Source organism: Microlunatus sp. GCM10028923 (assembly GCF_042666975.1).
Classification (GTDB): Bacteria; Actinomycetota; Actinomycetes; order Propionibacteriales; family Propionibacteriaceae; genus Microlunatus.
The window spans coordinates 61,184-79,788 of sequence record NZ_JBHTFF010000021.1 but is presented as its reverse complement, the minus strand read 5'-3'; the positions used below and the strand labels follow the sequence as shown (position 1 = coordinate 79,788).

The following is an 18,605-nucleotide window of genomic DNA, read 5'->3' as shown; positions in this document are numbered from 1 at the left end:
GAAGCCTGCTCGAGGTCCGACCTGCGGCGGTGTGTCGCGAAGTATCGTGCCGCGGGGGTACGTGATCAAGATCATTTCCGGCCGGCCTGCCAGCGGTTGAGCATGCCCTCCGGCACCTCTTCGGCGTTCAGCGCGAAGACGAGATGATCACGCCAATCCCCGTCGATGTGGAGATAACGCGGCCGCAGACCCTCCGGCCGGAACCCCAGTTTCTGCACCACCCGCAGGCTGCGTTCGTTCTCCGGCCGGATCGCGATCTCGATCCGGTGCAGCCGCATCACCGTGAAGCAGTAGTCGGTGGCGAGCGCCACGGCGGTCGGGATGATGCCCCGGCCGGCCAGCCGCTGATCGATCCAGTAGCCGATCTGGCCGCAGGACGCGGAGCCGCCGACGATGCCGCTCACGGTCAGCTGACCGGCGAGCTGCGGGCCGCCGGTCGGCCGCCGTCCCTCCGCGGCCCGTTCGGCCGAGAAGTCGTAGCAGACGAACCAGGGCAGCATCCGGCCCTGGCGGGCCTGCCGCTGCAGCATCCGCACCAGCGCCCCGTACGAGGTCGGCCGGTCCTCCGCCCCGGGCGGCCGGGTCGCGTCCCACGGCTTCAGCCAGGCCTGGTTGGCCCGGCGGACCCGGTCCCAGGCGGCCTGGTCGCGCAGCCGCATCGGCCGCAGCAGCACCGGGCCGTGGCTCAGCGACACCGGCCAGCGGTGCCGCTGCAGGATCGACGGTCCGGCCGGCTGCGGCCATTCGAGGGCCGGTCCGGGCGGCCCGGTCTCGGGCCGGCCGCCCTGGTCCCCGGACGCGCTCGTGTCGGCGGACATCTCAGGCGGCCCCGCCGTGGTCGGCACCCCGTAGTTGGCTGACGGCATGCGGCAGCACCTCCTTCAGAACGGCCATCCCGTCCCGCGCTCCGCCGCTGGATCCCGGCAGATTGATGATCATGGTCCGTTCCGCGACGCCGGCCAGGCCGCGGCTCAGCACGGCCGACGGGACGCCGTGGTCGACGCCGTAGCGCGCGATCGCGGCGGCCAGCTGCGGGAGTTCCGCGGTGAGCAGCGGCCGGGTCTGTTCCGGCGTCCGGTCGGTCGGGCTGAGCCCGGTGCCGCCGGTGGTGATCACCACGTCGAGCCGACCGCTGTCGAGCAGTTCCCGCAGCATCGCGCCGACCGGGTCACCGTCCGGCACCAGGTAGGGGCCGGCGACCTCGAAGCCCAGTTCGCCCAGCGCGTCCGCGATCACCGGTCCCGACCGGTCCTCGTACACGCCGGCGGCGGCCCGGGTGGACACCGTGATCACCGCCGCCTGCGGCGCCTGCGTGGTCATGTCGGGTCCGGCTCCGCCCGGACGTACCTCCCGCTGCGCCCGCCTTCCTTGGCCAGCACCGCGACGTCGGTGATCATGGCGTCCCGGTCGATCGCCTTGATCATGTCGATCATGGTCAGCCCGGCGACCGCGACGGCGGTGAGGGCCTCCATCTCGACCCCGGTGCGGTCCGTGGTGCGGACCGTCGCCGTGATCCGTACGCCCTCGTCGATGATCGCGCAGTCCACGTCGACGCCGCTGATCGCCAGCGGATGGCAGAGCGGGATCAGGTCCGGAGTCCGCTTGGCCCCTTGGATTCCGGCGATCCGGGCCACCGCGAGCGCGTCACCCTTGGGCACCGCGCCGTCCCGCAGCGTGGCGACGGCCGTCGGGCTGAGCCGGACCAGCCCGGCCGCGGTCGCGCTCCGCGCCGTGACCGGCTTGTCCGACACGTCGACCATCCGGGCGTCGCCGGCCGCGTTCAGGTGGGTCAGCCCGGACGGTGACGGCTCACTGGTCATCGTCGAGCAACCAGACGTCGACCTCGTGGCCGGCCGGGATCTCCTCGACCTCCCGCGGAATGATCACCAGCGCGTTGGCCCGGGACAGGTCGCCGATCAGATGCGAGCCGTGCCCGCCGGCCAGCTCGACCTGGTAGCCGCCGTCGGCATCGAACGTGACGACGCCGCGGGCGAAGTTCATCCGGCCGAAGGTGCCGCTGATCGTCTTGGCCGCCCGGCACCGCAGCACCGGCCGCGAGTACGGGGTCGCCCCCATCAGCTTGCGGATCACCGGCCGGACGAAGGTCTCGAAGGACACGAAGGCGCTGACCGGGTTGCCCGGCACCATGATCATCGGCGTCCGGTCGTCGCCGATCAGGCCGAAGCCCTGCGGCTTGCCGGGCTGCATCGCGACCTGGGCGAAGTCGCAGGAGCCGAGGTCCGGCATCACCTGTTTCACCACGTCGTGATCACCCTGGCTCACGCCGCCCGAGGTGAGCAGCAGGTCGGCCCGGATCAGCTGGTCCGAGATCACCTGCCGGACCTGGTCCGGGTCGTCGCCGACCAGCCCGACCCGGAACACCTGCGCGCCGGCGGCCTTCGCGGCCGCGGCCAGCAGGAACGAGTTGGAGTCGTAGATGTGCTGCTCGCTGGGCAGGTCCAGGCCCGGGTCGACCAGTTCCGATCCGGTGGCCAGCACGACGACCCGCGGCCGGGGCCGTACCAGCACCTTGTCCTTGCCGATCGCCCCGAGCAGCCCGATCCGGCGGGGGTCCAGCCGGTCGCCGGCGGCCAGGACGAGTTCGCCCGCGGAGACGTCCTCGCCGGTCCGCCGGATGTGCCGGCCGCGGCTGGTCGGCTCGTACACCCGGACGTCGTCGGCGCCCCGGTCGGTGCTCTCGTACGGGACGACGGCGTCGGCCTGCTCGGGCAGCGGCGCGCCGGTCATGATCTTCATCGCGGTGCCCGGCGACAGCGGATGCCGGGCGGCCTCGCCGGCGGCTACCTCGCCGACCACCGGCAGGGTCACCGGCCGGTGATCGCTCGCGGCGGCGACGTCCCCGGCCCGTACCGCGTAGCCGTCCATCGCCGAATTGTCGAAGCCGGGCAGGCTGATCGTGGTGACGATGTCCTCGCACAGGCTGAGCCCGACCGCGTCGAGCAACTGCTGGCCGAACGGCGGCAGCTCCTCCACCTGACTGAGCAGGTAGTCGCGGTGGTCCGCCATCGACCGCAACCCGTTCTCGTCGACCTGGGGCGGTTCGGCGAGCGGGGCCGGTGGCTCGGCGACGAACTCCGGTTCGTCCTTCCTCTTCCGACCGAACAAAGGCATGGACGACACACTAGTGGTGTCCCCCGCGGCGTTCCGGGCAGAATCTGACGGTTGGTCGGTCGAGTCCACCGGCCCGGGCCTTCTGCATAGACTGGCGCGATGTCCCAGGCTGGCGATGTCGAGGCGCTCAACGGCGCGAAGGCCGTACTGCGCAACGCCGTTCTGCTCCGCCGGGACGCCCGGTCGGACGACGAGCGTCGCGCCAACGACGAGGCCCGCTTCGGCCTGATCCAGCAGACGCTGTTGGACCGCGGGCCGCTGGACCGGTTGGCCTGCTACCTGTCCTCGGACACCGAACCGGGCACCCTGCAACTGGTCGCCTGGCTGGCCGCGCAGGGCGTCGAGGTCCTGCTGCCCGTCCTCACCGACGGCGACGGCGGCCTGCTGCGGGTACCGGCCTGGGCCTGGTACACCGGCCCGGACGCCCTGCGCACCGGCCGCAAGTCGATCCTCGAACCGACCGGCGAGGTGCTCGGCGCCGAGGCGGTACGGGAAGCGGAAGTGATCATCTGCCCCTCGCTGGCGGCCGACCCGGCCGGGCAGCGACTCGGCCGTGGCGCCGGCTGGTACGACCAGGCCCTCGCCGAACTCCCCGGCGACGCCGAGGTCTGGACCTTGATCAACGACGACGAACTGCTGAACGAGCTGCCGGCCCAGGACTGGGACCGCCCGGTCCGCCGGATCATCACCCAGACCCGCGTGATCGACTGCTGAGTCCCGTCACGATCGGATTGCCTTGGGGCGATCTTCCGGTTCGACGCGTTCGACTCACCGACAATCTGTTCATGAGGCGCGTCTGCTGGTTGATCATCCTGATACCGCTCCTCGTGGCTTGTGGGGATGTTGGAAGTGTCCACACGAGCGAGGAGGCCGGCTGTGCGGCGCCTTATCTCGACGACCAGCCACCGGGCCGAGGCCAGGACAAGCCACCCCCGACCGTCCGACCCGGGGCGACCGTCGAGGTGTACGGGCACTGGTACACCAGCACCTGCAACGACACCGGCGGCAACGATCCGCTGAAGCCGCTCCCGGACGTGGAGCTGACCCTGACCCTTCCCGGTGGCGAGAGTCGAAGTCTTGGTCGGCACAGGCCAGGAGGGCCGGACATGGGCTTCAAGGCCGTGGTTCGGATCCCTGCCGACACCCGATCCGGCACCGCGACGATCAAAGCCGACGGCTCCTACCCTGCCGAGTTCCGCTTCAAGGTGGTCCGGCCCTGAGGACTGTGGAAATCAGCGCCGCGTCTGATGCCGTGGAAGTTCCACAATCCGGGTCGCAGCCCAGGCCGATCACCCAGATTCACCGTTGTAGAAGGCGAACAGTCCCTCTTCGAACCGACTCTCGGCCCGGTAGCCAGGCGGCTGGCTGCCGTCGGCATCGGTGAACCCGTACTCCCGAGCCAGGTATCCCGCGCTGAGCGCGTGGCCGGTTCGCGCCATCACGTGCGGATCGCCGGCCAGCGCGACGACCGCGCGCCCGACGTAGAGCGGCGATTCGGAATTGCCGAAGTCCGAGCCCGGCGTGACGGCATCGCGCCAGTTGTCCTCGCTGACCGAGAACGCCTCCAGCATCTGCTCGGACCGCAGGAAGCCGGGGGTGAGGGAGACCGCCGCGACCTGGTACGGCCGGAGTTCCTCGGCCATCAGGTGGGCCAGGACGACTTCCGAGGTCCGCATCAGGCTGTAGGCGACCCCGGCGTTGTTGTAGCCGACGAAGTTCCCGTCCCCGATCTCCACGATCAAGCCACGGTGGCGTCTGATCATCAGCCGGGCCGCGAAGTGGCTGGTCGTGAAGTGGGCCCCGATGCCGACGTCGAGGGCCTTGAGGTCGGTCCCCGGGTCGTTCTCCCAGAACGGTCGCCGCGCCCGATCGCTGAACATGCCGAAATCGAGCTGGTCGTTGCCCGACAGGTCGTTCACCAGGACATCCAGCCGACCCTGTTCGGAGTCGACCCGGTCGAAGAGTTCTCGCACCCGGTCCGGTTCCGTGTGGTCGACCCGCACCGCGATGCCCGTACCGCCGGCCGCATCGACGAGCTCGGCCGTCTCCTCCACGGTCTCCTGCCGACCGAACGTGGACGGCCGACCGCGGACGGTCCGGCCGGTGCAGTAGACGGTCGCGCCGGCTTCGCCCAGAGCGCAGGCGATGCCGCGCCCCGCGCCCCGGGTCGCTCCGGCCACGACCGCGACCTGCCCAGTGAGTGCCCCCATGCGAAACGCCTCCTCGGTTCAGTCAGCGTCCAGGACCCTAAGCCGAGCCACTGACAATCCGGCCAGAGAGCCTGGCGCCGGATCACCGACCCCGGAGACCTCGTTCTCTCCGGACGGCGGAATGATCAGGCGTCAGGACACCCCGGCGCGCGTCGCCGAACCGCGGATCAGGGCGGCCTGGCCGAGATGTTGCAGGCAGTCGCCGATCACGCTGACCAGGCGCACCGCGACGGTGACCGGAGGATCCCAATGGGTGTCCACCACCCGGCCGAGCTCGTCGGCGGTGAGCCGGTCCAGATAGCCGGCGGTGGCGGCGTGCACCTCGGCGTCATAGTCGGCCAGCAGGTCGGCCGGCACCCGTACCGCCGCGACATCGGCACTGCTCTGGGCGTAGCCGGTCGCCTCGGGTTCGAACGGGAGCCCGAACCGGTCCCGCCAGCGCGGCCAGACCTGCTCGGTGCCGGCCAGGTCCGCGACATGATCATCATGGACCCGGGTCTGGTGCCAGAGCAGCCAGGCGACCGTGTTGGCGTCGGGATCGATCCGGTACGTCGCGACCTGCTCGGTCAGACCGTCGGTGAGCCCGGTGACGAGCTCTCGGATCCGGCCGAAATGATCAACGAGTTGTGCCTTGGTCAGCTGCAGATCATCCATGTTCCGACTCTAGTGATGGGTAAGGCAGGAACCTCGACGTTTGCCGGCGCCCAGGCACGCACATCGCTGCGTTCTCCTCAGTCGCGATACAACCCGGTATCCCTTCCTCGTCGGCCTTGCGCTGCACGCACCTGGACACCGGCAAACGCCAAGTTTCCTGCCTTACCCACCACTAGTCCGGCCACCACCACCGACAAGATCACCTCGGCGGGCTGCGGCCCGACCTTGATCAACTCCGGCCGGTGATCGCCCAGTCCCGGATCATGTCGATCCGCTGCTGCAGCTCGTCCGCACTAGCGATCGCGCTCGGCGGTCCGCCGCAGGCGTTGCGCAGTTCGGTGTGGATCACGCCGTGCGGCCGGTTGGTCCGGTGGTGCCAGGCGGCGACCAGCCCGTTCAGTTCCTTGCGCAGCTCGCGCAGCCGGGCGTGCGCGCTCTGCTCCGGCGCAACGACCCGGGGCCCGCGGGCCACCTGCTCGGCCTGCCGGCGGCGCAGCAACTCCCGTACCTGATCGGGTTCGAGCAGACCGGGCAGCCCCAGATAGTCCTGCTCCTCCTCGCTGCCGGTCTGCGCAGCCAGCCCGAAGTCGGCGCCGTCGAAGACGACCCGGTCGAAGTCGGCATTGCTCTCCAGCGCCGCGAAGCCGCCGTGTTCATCGTCGTCGTCGCCGTCCGGTTCGGTCTCGGTCCGCTCCGCCTCGGCCAGCAGCTGAGCCTCGTCCGGGGTGGCCGGCGCCTTCAGGATGTGATCACGTTCCCGTTCCAGCTCGGCGGCGAAGCCGAGCAGGTTGGGCACGCTGGGCAGGAACACCGACGCGGTCTCGCCCCGGGCCCGGGCCCGGACGAAGCGGCCGACGGCCTGGGCGAAGAAGAGCGGGGTCGCGGTGGACGTCGCGTACACCCCGACCGCGAGCCGCGGCACGTCGACGCCCTCCGACACCATCCGCACGGCGACCATCCAGCGGTCGTCACTGTCGGCGAACTTGGTGATCTTCTTGCTGGCCTGCGGGTCGTCGCTGAGCACCAGCGTCGGCTTGCGTTTGGTGATCGCGTGCAGCAGGTCGGCGTACGCCCGCGCCGAGTTCTGGTCGGTCGCGATCACCAGCCCGCCGGCGTCCGGCACGTGACTGCGCACCTCGGAGAGCCGGGTGTCGGCGGCCTTGAGCACGGCCGGGATCCAGGCGCCCTGCGGATCCAGCGCGGTCCGCAGCGCCTGGCCGGCCAGGTCCCGGGTCATCGGCTCGCCGAGCCGGGCCGCAACCTCGTCGCCCGCGCTGGTCCGCCAGTGCAGATCACCCGAGTAGGCCAGGAAGAGCACCGGCCGGACGATGGAGTCGGCGAGCGCCTGCCCGTACCCGTAGGAATAGTCGGGCCGGGACCGCATCCCGCCGCCTGCCTCCGGCTCGTAGGTGACGAACGGGATCGGGTTGGCGTCGGAACGGAACGGCGTCCCGGTCAGCATCAGCCGCCGGGTGGCCGGCTCGAACGCTTCCCGTACCGCCTCGCCCCAGCTCAGCGCGTCGCCGGCGTGGTGCACCTCGTCCAAGATCACCAACGTCTTGAAGCCCTCGGTACGGATCCGCAGGCCCAACGTGTTCTGCGCCACACCGGCATAGGTGAGCGCGATGCCGACGAAGTCGCGACTGGTCTTGCCCTGCTTGACCCCGAAGTTCGGATCGATCCCGATGTTGATCTTGTGCGCGGCCTCGGCCCACTGCGTCTTCAGGTGCTCGGTCGGCGCGACGATGATGATCCGGTCGATGACCCGCCGGTCCAGCAGGTTCGCGGCCAGGGTGAGGGCGAAGGACGTCTTGCCGGCGCCCGGCGTGGCCGTCGCCAGGAAGTCCTTGGGGTGGGTGTCGAAATACTGCGTCAGCGCCGCCGCCTGCCAGGCCCGCAGCTTGGTCGCCGTGCCCCATGCCGCCCGATCCGGGAACGCCGGTGGAAGACCAGTGGTCTTGATATCGGGTTGTCCGGCAGTCACTGGCAAGATTGTAGTGACTCCCGGTGACGGCTCAGCGACCGGACGGGAGGTGTCGCGGGGAGGGTGCTGAAGGATCCTGGCCGTGGCGAGCGGTGTCCAGGTGCGTGCCCGGCAAGGCGGAGGAGGAGGTCGTAGCGGTGTTCTACGGACGACGACGACAACGCAGCCGGGTGCGTGCCTGGGCGCCGCTCGGTAGGTCAGGATCCTTCAGTGCCCTCCCAGCCGAGATCCGGGAGGCTGCGCCGACGCCGAGCAGGCCGACCGCCACCATGGCGGTCATCACCGCGCCGAAGGTCAGCACCTGGTCGCCGGTGCCGTGCAGCGCGGCGAAGATGGACCCGCTGACTCCCGCGAACAGGGCCGCGCCGAGCGAATCGCCCAGCTGTAGCGACGACGCGATCCGGCCCTGCTGGTCGTCCGGGGCGAGCGACATCGCCGCGATCGAGGTGGACGCGATGCCGAGCCCCATCCCGAATCCGCCGATCACCCAGCCGACCGCGACCAGCCCGACCCAGAGCCACGGCAGCAGCGCGGTCGCCGCGACCAGCACCAGGCCGGCGGTGACGCAGCAGGTACCGATCAGGATCAGCCGCGACCGGGGCAACTCGATCCGGTCCCGGGACTGGATCCAGGCGCCGGTGGTCCAGCCGACCGCGCCGCAGGTCAGCACGGCGCCGGCCAGGAGCAGCGGGATGCCGCGTTGCTCCACCAGCATCAGCGGTACGAAGACCTCGGCGCCGAAGAACGCACCCGGCAGCAGGGCCCGGCTCATGATCACCATCGGCAGCCCGCGCCGCAGCCGGAGGAATCCCGGCGGCATCAGCGGCGGTAGCGCGATCGCGAGGCCGACCAGGCCGGCGACGGCGAGCCCGACCGCGATCAGGTCCAGTCGCTGGCCGGCGAGCTGGATCGCCGCCGCAGCGAGCGCGACCACCCCGGCCGCCCACAACGGCGCCGGCCGGTTCTCCTGCTGCCCTTCGCTCGACTCCGGGCGTGGTTCGGCGACGCGCGACCGGTGCAGCCGGAGCAACGACGGCAGCACGATCGCCGTACCGATGCCGACCAGCGGCAGCACGCTCCAGAACACCCAGTGCCAGCTCAGCTGGTGGGTCAGCCAGGCCGAGATCGGCGGGCCGACGAAGGACGGCACCACCCACGCCGTCGAGATGTACGAGAACATCCGTGGCCGGGACCGCTCGTCGAAGGCCTGGGCGATGCAGACGAACGTGGCGACGTTCATCACCCCGCCGCCCAGGCCCTGCACCAGCCGCGCCCCGACCAGCTGCGCCATGGTCTCCGCGGTCGCCGCGACCACGAGGCCGGTGGCGAAGATCAGCACGCCGCCCAGGAACGGCCGGACCGGGCCGATCCGGTCGCAGAGCCGGCCCGCCACGACGGTCGCCAGCAGCATGCCGATCAAGAAGAGGGAGAAGGCCCAGGCGTAGACCGAGATCCCGTTCAGGTCCTGAGCCGCCGCCGGCATCGCCGTCGCGACCGCGATCGACTCGAACGCCACGGCCACCACCACCGTGCACAACCCGATGGCCAACGCGCGACGAGACACCGGACCATTCACCCGGACACCCCATCACCTCGACCCCTGTTGAGGTCAATCGGGTTATCCGGACCAGGCGAACAAGTCACTAGACTGACGCGGGTGAGCCAGCAACTGAGTCCAGGAGCGGAGACGATCGTCGATGAGCGGACCGACCTCCGGCCCGATGAAGGCGATCACGAACGCTTCTCGCATTACGTTCCGAAGGACAAGCTGACCGAGGCGATGGTCATGGGCACCCCGGTGGTGGCCCTGTGCGGCAAGGTCTGGGTGCCCAGCCGCGACCCGCAGCGGTTCCCGGTCTGCCCGGAGTGCAAGGAGATCTGGGAGAGCCTGCGGGACGACGGCCCGTCCGGCGAGGACTGAGCCGGCCGGTCAGGGCACTTCGGCCGGCACTTCGGCGATGAGTTCCTCGCCGCCGACGTCGCCGGTCTCGCCCGCGTTCGCCGCCCAGCGGCCGAGCGTGAAGACGTACGTGAGGAAGCCCGCGAGCGCCAGCCCGCCGATCGCCAGCCGTGCCCACGGCGGCAGCGTCGACGGCGTGATGAAGCCCTCCAGCAGACCCGAGATCAACAGGCACAGGGCCAGCCCGAGCGCGATCGCGCCGGCCGCCCGGCCCTCCTCGGCGAGTGCCTGGGCCCGGCTCCGGCGACCGGGTGCGATCCAGCACCAGCCGAGCCGCAGGCCGGCGCCGGCCGCGACGAAGATCACGGTCAGTTCGAGCATCCCGTGCGGCAGCAGCAGCCCCCAGAAGATGTCGGACCGGCCCGCGTCGATCATGTACCCGGCGATCGCGCCGACGTTGAAGATGTTCTGCCAGAGCAAGATCAGCACCGGAACGATCAAGATCCCGAGCAGCAGGCAGCTCGCCGACACCCGGGCGTTGTTCACCCAGACGTGCAGGAAGAAGTCGAAGGCCGGGTTCTCGTAGTAGTACTGGGCGAAGTCGTACTCGACGAGCTGTTTCACCTGCTCGTCGTCGAGCAGCGACTCACCGAGGCCGGGGACGTTGATCACCCGCCACGCGACGACGGTGGCGATGATCAGATTGATCACTGCGGTGATCCCCCACCACCAGCGGGCCCGGTAGACGGCCGCCGGGAAGACGGTCGTGAAGAATCGTCCGACGGAGCGCCACAGCGGTGTCGTCGTCCCGGTGACGACGGCCCGGGCGCGGGCCACCAGCGCCGACAACCTGGCTTCCAGGACCGCGTCCGAGGCCGTACTGCGGACCACCGAGAGGTGCGTCGACACCCGCTGGTAGAGCTCGACCAGCTCGTCGGCCTCCGCCCCGGTCAGCCGGCCGGGACGCTCGGTCAGCTCGGTCAACCGGTCCCACTGCGGGCTGTGCCGCACGATGTAGGAGTCCAGGTCCATGCCGGCCAGCGTATTGGCATCCCGTGTCGTGCGCCTCGTGCCGTGCCAGACTGGCCGGGTGAGCCAGATCGTGACCGGAGACGCGGTGGTCCTCGATCTCCGCCCGGCCCGGGTGCCGAGCATGCTGCTCGCCGCCGTCGTCGATCTCGCGGTGATCTCGCTGGCCTCATCCCTGTTCGGGTACGTGATCTCGGTCGTCGCCGGTTCGTACGCGTACCGCGAGCAGACCCTGACCATGATCGGCGCGATCGTGTTCGGCTTCGCGTACCCCATCGCCAGCGAGACCGCGACCCGCGGCCGTACCCTCGGCAGCTGGGCGCTCGGCCTGCGGGTGGTCCGCGAGGACGGCGGCGCGATCAGGTTCCGGCAGGCGCTGCTGCGCACCATGGGGTTCTGGTTCGCCGACTTCGCACCCTGGACCGGGTTCTGCGGCGGGCTGGTCTGCGCCTCCATCCATCCGCAGTCGAAACGGATCGGCGACCTCGCCGCCGGCACCCTGATGGTCCGGGTCCGGTCGCCGCGGCGGCCGCAGCCGATCCCTCCGGTGCCGGCTGAGCTGGCCGGCTGGACGTCGCAACTGCAGCTGAGCGGCCTGTCCGACGAGCTGGTCACCGCGTCCCGGCAGTTGGTGCAGCGCCATGACGGCCTGCTTCCGTACCCGAAGGAGCAGCTGGCCCAGGAACTCGCCCGCCAGGTCGCCCTCCGGACCGCGCCGGCGCCGCCCGTCGCACTGCCGGCCCGGGATTTCCTGGCCGCCGTGATCGCCGAACGGCGGGACCGCGAACAGCGCCGGCTGACCGACGGCGGCTGGGTGCCGACCGCCGCCGAACTGCCGGATGGCTGGCGATGATGCTGCGCGTACGCTGAGCCAGCGGCCACCTGCCGGATGTCTCCACGTAACCTTCGGCTCGCTTTTCGCACCTAATCTCGAATCATGACCTCGCCGAACGACCCGCCTCGGCGCACACTGCTGCTGGCCCGGCACGCGAAGTCCAAATGGGGCCTCGATGTCGACGACCACGACCGGCCGCTGTCCGGGCGCGGACGGCGCGACGGTGTCGCGATCGGCGAGTTCCTGACCGGCAACGGCTACAAGCCCGACGTCGTGATCAGCTCGACCGCGACCCGCGCCCGGCAGACCTGGGAACGTGCCGTCGTCGGCGGCGCCGTCGCGCGGGACGTCCGCTACGACGACCGGATCTACGAGGCCTGGTCAGGCGCCCTGGTCAAACTCGTCCGCCGACTGCCCGAGGACGCCGAGACCGTCCTGCTGATCGGCCACTCCCCCGGCATCCCCGACCTGGTCCGCCTGCTCGCCGGGCGGCGCGGCAAGAAGAAGGCCTGGACCCGGCTGGAGGCGAAGTTCCCGACCAGCGGCCTCGCCATCCTGCACTGCGACCACGATTGGGCCGACGTCCAGCCCGGCACCGCCGAACTCTCCGACTTCGTCGTCCCGCGCGGCTCCGACTGAGACGCGTGGAGCACGAGCGATCCGGTCCTGAGAGACTTGGCGCCATGACTGAGGGCGGTTCGGCAGAGTTCTGGTCGGGGACGGATTTTCCGTACATGTGTCTGCGGGACGAGGTTCGTACCGCGGCGCTCGGAGCCATGATCGAGAAGGTGGTGCAGCCGGGCGACGTCGTCCTCGATGCGGGTGCCGGCACCGGGATTCTTTCCCTCTTCGCAGCGCGCGCCGGCGCCGGCCGGGTGTACGCCATCGAGGCCGAGCCGGTCCTGGCCCGCAACCTGGAGCGGACCGTCCGGCTCAATGACTACTCCGACGTGATCGAGGTGATCGGCGGCGATGTGCGGACGTTCGACCGCCCGGTCGACGTCGCCCTGATCGAGTTGATCGAGACCGCGTTGCTCGACGAGTCGGTGGTCGAGGTGTACAACGAGTTGCTCCGGCGCGGTGTGCTCGGTCCGCAGACCCGGATCTTCCCGGCGGCCTACACGACGTACGGCGAACTGGTGCGGATCGACCGCGAATTCCACGGCTTCGTGATCGACGCGGTCGGCCACGAGTGGTCCTTCTACGACGACTCGCCGCAACGGTGGGGCACCCGGACCGTCGAGCCCTTGACCGAGCGGCAGGCGATCTGGAGCGGCAGCTTCGGAACCGACCCGATCGAGCCGGAGGTGGACACCCTGCTCCGCTTCCCGGACGACCTGCCCACCGGTCCCGGCGGCGTCGGAGCGCTCCGCCTCACCGGGGAGTTGCAGCTGCCGGACGGTTCGGTGCACACCGACTTCCCGTCCCTGAACGGCCCGAAGATCATTCCGCTCGATCCGCCGCCGACCGCGGCGTCGGCCCTCCGAGTCCGGTACGTGATGGCGGCCGGCCTGTCGAGCCTGCGGTTGGACTGGGTCGACCCGGCCTGATCAGTCCAGCGCCGAGCGCAGCTCGGCGACCCGCAGCTCGAGTTCGGCGAGTTGCGCGGCGTCGGGCTCCCGCAACAACAGGTGCTCCACCTGCCGGGCCACCTCGGAGGCAAGATCGAATCCGAAGGTCCCCGCCGACCCGGCGATCTGGTGCGCCAGATCCTTGGCCTGCCGTCGGTCGTCCTCGCTGAGTCCGGTCGGGTCGGAGCGCACGATCAGGGCGGCCAGCGCGTCGACCCGGATCCGATTGGTCTCCTGCGCCTGAGCGCTGATCGAGTCGAACACCGCTTCGGGCGACGGCGACGGAACATCGGAGAAATCGGTCATCGCGCCCATCCCAGCAACGCCGCGACCTCGTCGGCGAGCGTCATCGGGTCGAAAGGCTTCGCGATCACACCGACCGGGTCCCCGTCGTCCGGGAGCCGGGAATCGAACCCGCCGAGCTTCGCGGTCAGAAAGATGACCGGGAGTTCGCGGGTCTCCTCGTGTTCCCGGAGCTCGCGCAGAGCGGTCGGCCCGTCCATACCCGGCATCATGACGTCGAGCAGCATCGCGTCCGGACGCTCGGCGACGGCGAGCTGCCACCCTTCGGTGCCGGAGCTTGCCGTGGTCACCCGCCAGCCGCCGACCAGCTCGAGGGCGAGATGGGCGACCTCACGAATCGAGCTGTCGTCGTCGACGACCAGGATGTGACGCTCCGTCATACGTCAGCCTTCAAGGCGACGACGGTACGCAGACCTCTTCGATTCATCCGCTTCATTCACAGGTCCGCCCTCCAACCGCCCCGTTCAGTCGCCCTACTGCCGGGGAGCCGATGCGCGAGCGCGCGCCATCCCCCCGACGACCGCGATGCCCCAGCCCCGGGAATCACGACCGATTGACCTGCCCGCAGATTTCACAGTCGGTCGTCATCGTAGCGTTATGAAGCCTGGCATGCGGGGCGGGGCCGAGTCTTCGCCGTCCGCCGAGGGGCAGGGAGAGCGCCTACCCGGGGCTGATACACCCGGGTGTCGGGCGGCTCCCGGTGATAGCGTCCTCTGCATGACGGAGTCGGCTGGGGACCCCGGATCGAACTCCCGGCAGTCCCGCACCCGAGCTTACCGGCGGTTCATCGCCTGGTGCGTACTTGCCGCCGTCTGCCTGCTCGCCGAACTTGCGGTACTGGTCAGTCCGCTGCCCCAGTCGACCCGCGAATTCAGTGGCCAGCTGCTCCTGTCCGCCGGTGGGCTGGTCGTCGGCCTGAGCGCCGGCCACCGCATCCGCAACGTACGGGAACGACGATCCCGCGCCTGGCTGATGCTGGCCCTGGCCGGCGTGATCTGTGCCGCGGCGAACCTGTACGAGTTGGTCGAGTCGCTGGACAGCACCAGGACCACTACCGAGATCGGCACCCTCGGGCTGGCCATCGGCGTGGTGTTCGGCATCCTGGCCATGATCAGCTTCCCGCCCTCCCGGCGTCGCGGCACCGACCTCGCACGCATGGTGCTGGACGGCGTGGTCGTCGGCGGCTCGATCCTGTTCTTCACCGCCGTCGTGGTCTACCCGCCGCTGCTGAGTACCCGCTCGATGGCGATGCCCACCGACATCGGTGTGCTGGTGATCCCGATCGCCGACGTGGTCGTGGCAACCCTGGCCGTGTTGTTGATCATGCGCAGCAGCGGCACCGACCGCCCGTCGCTGATCCTGGTCGGTCTCGGCTTCGCCTTGTACGCAACGTCAGACCTCACCTTTGCCCTGCTCAGCGCCCAGCAGACCTTCACCTTCGGATCGATTGTCGATCTTGGCTGGATCAGTGGCTACGCCCTGATCGCGCTGGCCGCCCGCCATCCCGCGGCGGCGCTGCCGACAACGCACGCCACTCCGCGCGAAGCGTCTCCGGTCGCGGGCACCGTGATCATGTTCGCGATCTTCATCGCGGCCGCGTTCGTCGGACAGCTCGGACCGGTCAACCCGGTGACGAACGCGCTCTGGCTGGTCGTCCTGGTCGCCGTCGCCGCCCGGCAGATCCTGTTGATCATCGACAACCACGCCCTCCGTCGAGATCTGGAACGGCGGGTCGCGGAACGAACCCGGGATCTGCGCCGGTTGACCGAGCAGAGCGAACTGCTGCTGAAGTCGGTGGGCGACGGCATCTACGGTGTGGACACCAGTGGCCGGATCACGTTCCTCAACCCGGCGGCCGCCCGGGTGCTCGGCTATCCGCCGGCCGAGCTGATCGGCCGCAGCGCGCACCGTACCTTCCATGCGCCCCATCCCGACGGCACCCGGACCTCGGAGAGCCAGTGCTACGTCACCGAGGCGGTCCGGGACGGCTTCGCCGCGATGGCGGAGGAGGACACCTATGTCCGCGCCGACGGCCGGCACATCCCGGTTGAGGTGACGGCAACCCCGCTGACCATCGGCGGCGCCTCGCCGAACGGCCAGGCCGCGTCCACCCGCGGCGCCGTCGTCGTGTTCCGCGACATCACCCAGCGGCGCGAGGTGGACCGGATCAAGAACGAGTTCGTCTCCATGGTGAGCCACGAACTGCGGACCCCGCTGACTTCGATCCGCGGCTCGCTCGGACTGCTGGCCGGCGGCGCGCTGGGCGACCTGCCGGAACGAGCCGGGCAGTTGATCACCATCGCCCAGCAGAGCTGCGAACGGCTGACCCGGCTGATCAACGACATCCTGGACATCGAGCGGTTCGAGTCCGGCACCATTCCGATGGAACTCGACGAACACCACGCCCCGGAGTTGATCGCCTCCGCCATCCGGCAGGTCGACCTGGTCGCCGCTGAGGCGAAGGTCCGGCTCCGGATCGGGCGGGCCGAGGGCACCGTCGTCGCCGACGCGGACCGGGTGCTGCAGGCCTTGATCAACCTGATCAGCAACGCGGTGAAGTTCTCCAAGCCCGGCGACGAGGTACTGATCGCCGCGGTGCCGCGCGGCGGCTTCGTGGAGTTCAGCATCACCGACCACGGCCGCGGGATCCCGCCGGACAAACTGGACACCATCTTCAACCGGTTCGAGCAGGTCGACTCGTCGGACTCCAGGGAGAAGGGTGGCAGCGGTCTCGGTCTCGCGATCAGCCGCAGCATCGTGGAGCGGCTCGGCGGCCGGATCTGGGCCCGCAGCGACCCGGACCGCGGCACCGTCTTCACCTTCACCCTCCCCCGGGCCGAGCGTTCCGTGGCGGTGGGCCAGGAGGACCATCCGACCGTTCTGGTCTGCGACGACGACGATTACGCGGTCGAGGTGATGAGCCGTCTGCTGGAGGCCCGCGGCTACCGGGCCATCGGCGTCACCGACGGACAGCAGGCGATCGAGCGCGCGCTCACCGCTCCGCTGGACGCGGTCGTTCTCGACCTGGCGATGCCCGGGACGTCCGGAGCCGATGTGATCGCCGCCCTTGGCCGGCACAGCGCGACCCGCAACCTGCCGGTCGTCGTCGTCTCGGGTCTCAGCCCGGCGGGCAGCCCGGAACTCGCCGCGAGGGTGGCGGGATGGCTGGTGAAACCGATCGACGAGGAGCGACTGGCCCATACCGTCCGGACCGTGCTGGCCGACAAGCCGGCGGAGAACACGGTGCTGGTCGTCGAGGACGACGACGACCTGGCCTCGGACGTCACCAACCTGCTGGAACGCCGCGGACTGACCGTGCACCAGGCACCCTCGGTCTCCGGCGGTCTCGGCTATTTCGAACGCGCCAGCCCGTCGGTCGTCGTGATCGACCTGGAGCTACGGGACGGAGCCGGCGGCGACCTGCTGACCGTGCTGCGGCAGCGGGGCGCCCAGGGCCTCTCGGTGGTGGGCTACGGCACCGGCGACGGCAACCTCAACGGCCACGCTGCACTGCCCGGCGGCCGGGCTGTGTTCCTCACCACAACGCCGATCTCAGCGCAGCAACTCGAGGATTCGGTGATCGAACTGCTGGACGCCGGCTACGGCACACCGGCCCGGGCGGCACCGATGGATCCGTCCGAATTGGATCGAGACAACGGCGAGGAGGTGGAGGCACCGCGCCCGCGCCGGGCGCTCGACGTTACGACCACAAATCCATGACCAATCATGATCTCCCAATGAGGTACTTGACGACTGTCTAAGGGAGAATGTGGCCGGAAAACACCGCACGCTCACAGGCCGTCCTGCGAAGGGAAAGCAGTCGGCCGTGCGGAACCGCGAAGGGACGACATGACGCAGGGCAATGTCGGCGCGCTCCAGATCAGGGTTAGCGCCGGCCGGGGGATTGGCTTGACTCGACTCTCCGCTTTCGACGCGGCGTTACGGGACGCCGGCGTCGCCGACTTCAACTTAGTTCGGCTCTCCTCGGTGATCCCGCCGAGGGGAGTCATCCGCGAGGTCGCAGGCCCGGAACAGTTGAAGGGCCGGATCGGAGACGTGCTCTACTGCGTGTACGCGGACTCGTACGCCAGCACCCCCGGTGAGGAGGCCTGGGCCGGTGTGGCCTGGGCCCAGCGGGACGAGGTGGAGCCGGTGCCGGGCGAGGAGGGCGAGAACGAGCTCTCCGGCTCCGGCGTCTTCGTCGAGCACAGCGGCATCTCGCAGGCACTGGTGGAGCGGGACCTGAGGGCAAGCCTCGCGGATCTGACCCGGAACCGGGTCGGCGACTTCCCGCGCCAGGGGCGCATGCTCAGCTCGGCACGTTGCGTGGACCACCCGGTGTGCGCCATTGTCGTCGCGAGCTACTCCATCCAGACCCTGACCCAGCCCTAGCGGAGGCATCAGATGGCCCAATCCGTCCGAGTGACCGTCGAGGCCGAGCTTTCGGACGCAACCGTCGATCAGTTCTGGGGGTTGTACCAGATCGCGTTCGAACCTCTGCTGACTCGCTCGGCGGCCCGGCAGGTGCTGACCGAGACGGAGTTCCGGGCCGAGATGACGGATCCCAGGGTCGACAAGTACGTGGCCTGGGACGGGTCCGAAGTGATCGGGTTGAGCACGCTGACCCGTCACCTCGACACGGTGCCCTGGATCAGTCCGGAGTACTTCACGGCCCGGTTCCCGGACCACGCCGCGCGGAACGCGATCTTTTATCTCGGGTTCACCCTGACGGCGCCGAGCCGCCGCCAGTCCGGTGCCTACGTCGCGATGATCTCCTCGGCGATCTCCACGATCGCCGAGGCCCGCGGAATCTGTGGATACGACGTCAGTGCCTACCATCGGGACGAGATGAACTACGCGGACAATCTGGCCCGATTCATCAAGCGCCAGTCCCCCGCTGAGGTCGAGGTCATCGACGAGCAGACGTACTTCCTCGCCAACCTCGACCAGGGCTGACGGTCAGGCGCCGCACCAGAGCCGAACCGGT

20 protein-coding genes are annotated in these 18,605 nt (G+C 69.9%); 9 read left to right on the top strand and 11 right to left on the bottom strand.

What is annotated here, in order from left to right; all coding sequences use genetic code 11:
* Nucleotides 1-71 precede the first annotated feature (71 nt).
* The 4 genes from ACFQU4_RS34795 to glp are packed head-to-tail and all read right to left on the bottom strand — an operon-like array spanning nucleotide 72 to nucleotide 3,132.
* Nucleotides 72-866 carry a GNAT family N-acetyltransferase gene (locus tag ACFQU4_RS34795; RefSeq protein WP_377501164.1) on the bottom strand — a complete coding sequence of 265 codons (795 nt, stop codon included), beginning with the start codon at nucleotides 864-866 and terminating at the stop codon, nucleotides 72-74.
* Entirely contained in the window at nucleotides 820-1,320 is a 501-nt protein-coding gene (locus ACFQU4_RS34790; RefSeq protein ID WP_377501162.1) for a molybdenum cofactor biosynthesis protein B, read from the bottom strand. Before ACFQU4_RS34790 ends, ACFQU4_RS34795 begins: the two co-directional genes overlap by 47 nt.
* Nucleotides 1,317-1,820 carry a cyclic pyranopterin monophosphate synthase MoaC gene (gene moaC / locus ACFQU4_RS34785; protein ID WP_377501160.1) on the bottom strand — a complete coding sequence of 168 codons (504 nt, stop codon included), beginning with the start codon at nucleotides 1,818-1,820 and terminating at the stop codon, nucleotides 1,317-1,319. The genes ACFQU4_RS34790 and moaC overlap by 4 nt, the downstream gene beginning before the upstream one ends.
* Nucleotides 1,810-3,132, bottom strand: a complete 1,323-nt coding sequence (gene glp / locus ACFQU4_RS34780) for a gephyrin-like molybdotransferase Glp (RefSeq protein WP_377501158.1) — start codon at nucleotides 3,130-3,132, stop codon at nucleotides 1,810-1,812. The genes moaC and glp overlap by 11 nt, the downstream gene beginning before the upstream one ends.
* Nucleotides 3,133-3,231: 99 nt before the next feature.
* On the opposite strand from glp, the gene ACFQU4_RS34775 reads away from it, so the two are divergent.
* Both ACFQU4_RS34775 and ACFQU4_RS34770 read left to right on the top strand, forming a co-directional pair.
* Nucleotides 3,232-3,846, top strand: a complete 615-nt coding sequence (locus ACFQU4_RS34775) for a 5-formyltetrahydrofolate cyclo-ligase (protein WP_377501156.1) — start codon at nucleotides 3,232-3,234, stop codon at nucleotides 3,844-3,846.
* Between the two features lie 71 nt (nucleotides 3,847-3,917).
* Complete coding sequence (locus ACFQU4_RS34770; protein WP_377501154.1) at nucleotides 3,918-4,352, top strand: hypothetical protein; 435 nt, start codon at nucleotides 3,918-3,920, stop codon at nucleotides 4,350-4,352.
* 69 nt (nucleotides 4,353-4,421) lie between these two features.
* Here ACFQU4_RS34770 and ACFQU4_RS34765 read toward each other — a convergent pair whose 3' ends face one another.
* The 4 genes from ACFQU4_RS34765 to ACFQU4_RS34750 form a co-directional block, all read right to left on the bottom strand.
* Nucleotides 4,422-5,342, bottom strand: coding sequence for an SDR family oxidoreductase (locus ACFQU4_RS34765; RefSeq protein ID WP_377501152.1), 921 nt, complete (start codon nucleotides 5,340-5,342; stop codon nucleotides 4,422-4,424).
* A 132-nt stretch (nucleotides 5,343-5,474) separates the two neighbouring features.
* On the bottom strand, nucleotides 5,475-5,996 hold the full coding sequence (locus ACFQU4_RS34760) for a DUF664 domain-containing protein (protein WP_377501150.1): 522 nt from the start codon (nucleotides 5,994-5,996) through the stop codon (nucleotides 5,475-5,477).
* Nucleotides 5,997-6,225: 229 nt separating this feature from the next.
* Nucleotides 6,226-7,959, bottom strand: coding sequence for a DEAD/DEAH box helicase (locus ACFQU4_RS34755; RefSeq protein ID WP_377501280.1), 1,734 nt, complete (start codon nucleotides 7,957-7,959; stop codon nucleotides 6,226-6,228).
* A 163-nt stretch (nucleotides 7,960-8,122) separates the two neighbouring features.
* A complete protein-coding gene (locus ACFQU4_RS34750; RefSeq protein WP_377501148.1) occupies nucleotides 8,123-9,556 on the bottom strand; it encodes an MFS transporter in 1,434 nt (477 codons plus the stop codon).
* 81 nt (nucleotides 9,557-9,637) lie between these two features.
* Here ACFQU4_RS34750 and ACFQU4_RS34745 point away from each other — a divergent pair, with 81 nt between their 5' ends.
* Nucleotides 9,638-9,901 (top strand): DUF3039 domain-containing protein, encoded by a 264-nt coding sequence (locus ACFQU4_RS34745; protein ID WP_377501146.1) that lies wholly within the window; start codon nucleotides 9,638-9,640, stop codon nucleotides 9,899-9,901.
* A 9-nt stretch (nucleotides 9,902-9,910) separates the two neighbouring features.
* Here the strand turns inward: ACFQU4_RS34745 and ACFQU4_RS34740 are convergent, their stop codons facing one another.
* Nucleotides 9,911-10,912: a stage II sporulation protein M gene (locus ACFQU4_RS34740; protein WP_377501144.1), complete on the bottom strand. Its 1,002-nt coding sequence runs from the start codon at nucleotides 10,910-10,912 to the stop codon at nucleotides 9,911-9,913.
* 58 nt (nucleotides 10,913-10,970) lie between these two features.
* On the opposite strand from ACFQU4_RS34740, the gene ACFQU4_RS34735 reads away from it, so the two are divergent.
* The 3 genes from ACFQU4_RS34735 to ACFQU4_RS34725 all read left to right on the top strand — a co-directional run bounded on the left by ACFQU4_RS34735 (nucleotide 10,971) and on the right by ACFQU4_RS34725 (nucleotide 13,294).
* Nucleotides 10,971-11,762 (top strand): RDD family protein, encoded by a 792-nt coding sequence (locus ACFQU4_RS34735; protein WP_377501142.1) that lies wholly within the window; start codon nucleotides 10,971-10,973, stop codon nucleotides 11,760-11,762.
* Between the two features lie 84 nt (nucleotides 11,763-11,846).
* Nucleotides 11,847-12,383, top strand: coding sequence for a SixA phosphatase family protein (locus ACFQU4_RS34730; RefSeq protein WP_377501140.1), 537 nt, complete (start codon nucleotides 11,847-11,849; stop codon nucleotides 12,381-12,383).
* Between the two features lie 44 nt (nucleotides 12,384-12,427).
* Entirely contained in the window at nucleotides 12,428-13,294 is an 867-nt protein-coding gene (locus tag ACFQU4_RS34725) for a 50S ribosomal protein L11 methyltransferase (protein ID WP_377501138.1), read from the top strand.
* Here the strand turns inward: ACFQU4_RS34725 and ACFQU4_RS34720 are convergent, their stop codons facing one another.
* The gene (locus ACFQU4_RS34720; protein WP_377501136.1) at nucleotides 13,295-13,621 is read right to left on the bottom strand and encodes an Hpt domain-containing protein; all 327 of its coding nucleotides are present in this window, start codon (nucleotides 13,619-13,621) and stop codon (nucleotides 13,295-13,297) included.
* The gene (locus ACFQU4_RS34715) at nucleotides 13,618-13,998 is read right to left on the bottom strand and encodes a response regulator (RefSeq protein ID WP_377501134.1); all 381 of its coding nucleotides are present in this window, start codon (nucleotides 13,996-13,998) and stop codon (nucleotides 13,618-13,620) included. The genes ACFQU4_RS34720 and ACFQU4_RS34715 overlap by 4 nt, the downstream gene beginning before the upstream one ends.
* A gap of 337 nt (nucleotides 13,999-14,335) precedes the next feature.
* Here ACFQU4_RS34715 and ACFQU4_RS34710 point away from each other — a divergent pair, with 337 nt between their 5' ends.
* The 3 genes from ACFQU4_RS34710 to ACFQU4_RS34700 all read left to right on the top strand — a co-directional run bounded on the left by ACFQU4_RS34710 (nucleotide 14,336) and on the right by ACFQU4_RS34700 (nucleotide 18,574).
* Complete coding sequence (locus tag ACFQU4_RS34710) at nucleotides 14,336-17,338, top strand: ATP-binding protein (protein ID WP_377501132.1); 3,003 nt, start codon at nucleotides 14,336-14,338, stop codon at nucleotides 17,336-17,338.
* A 129-nt stretch (nucleotides 17,339-17,467) separates the two neighbouring features.
* Nucleotides 17,468-18,010 (top strand): pyruvoyl-dependent arginine decarboxylase, encoded by a 543-nt coding sequence (locus ACFQU4_RS34705; RefSeq protein WP_377501130.1) that lies wholly within the window; start codon nucleotides 17,468-17,470, stop codon nucleotides 18,008-18,010.
* Nucleotides 18,011-18,022: 12 nt separating this feature from the next.
* A complete protein-coding gene (locus tag ACFQU4_RS34700; protein WP_377501128.1) occupies nucleotides 18,023-18,574 on the top strand; it encodes a hypothetical protein in 552 nt (183 codons plus the stop codon).
* Nucleotides 18,575-18,605: the final 31 nt, after the last annotated feature.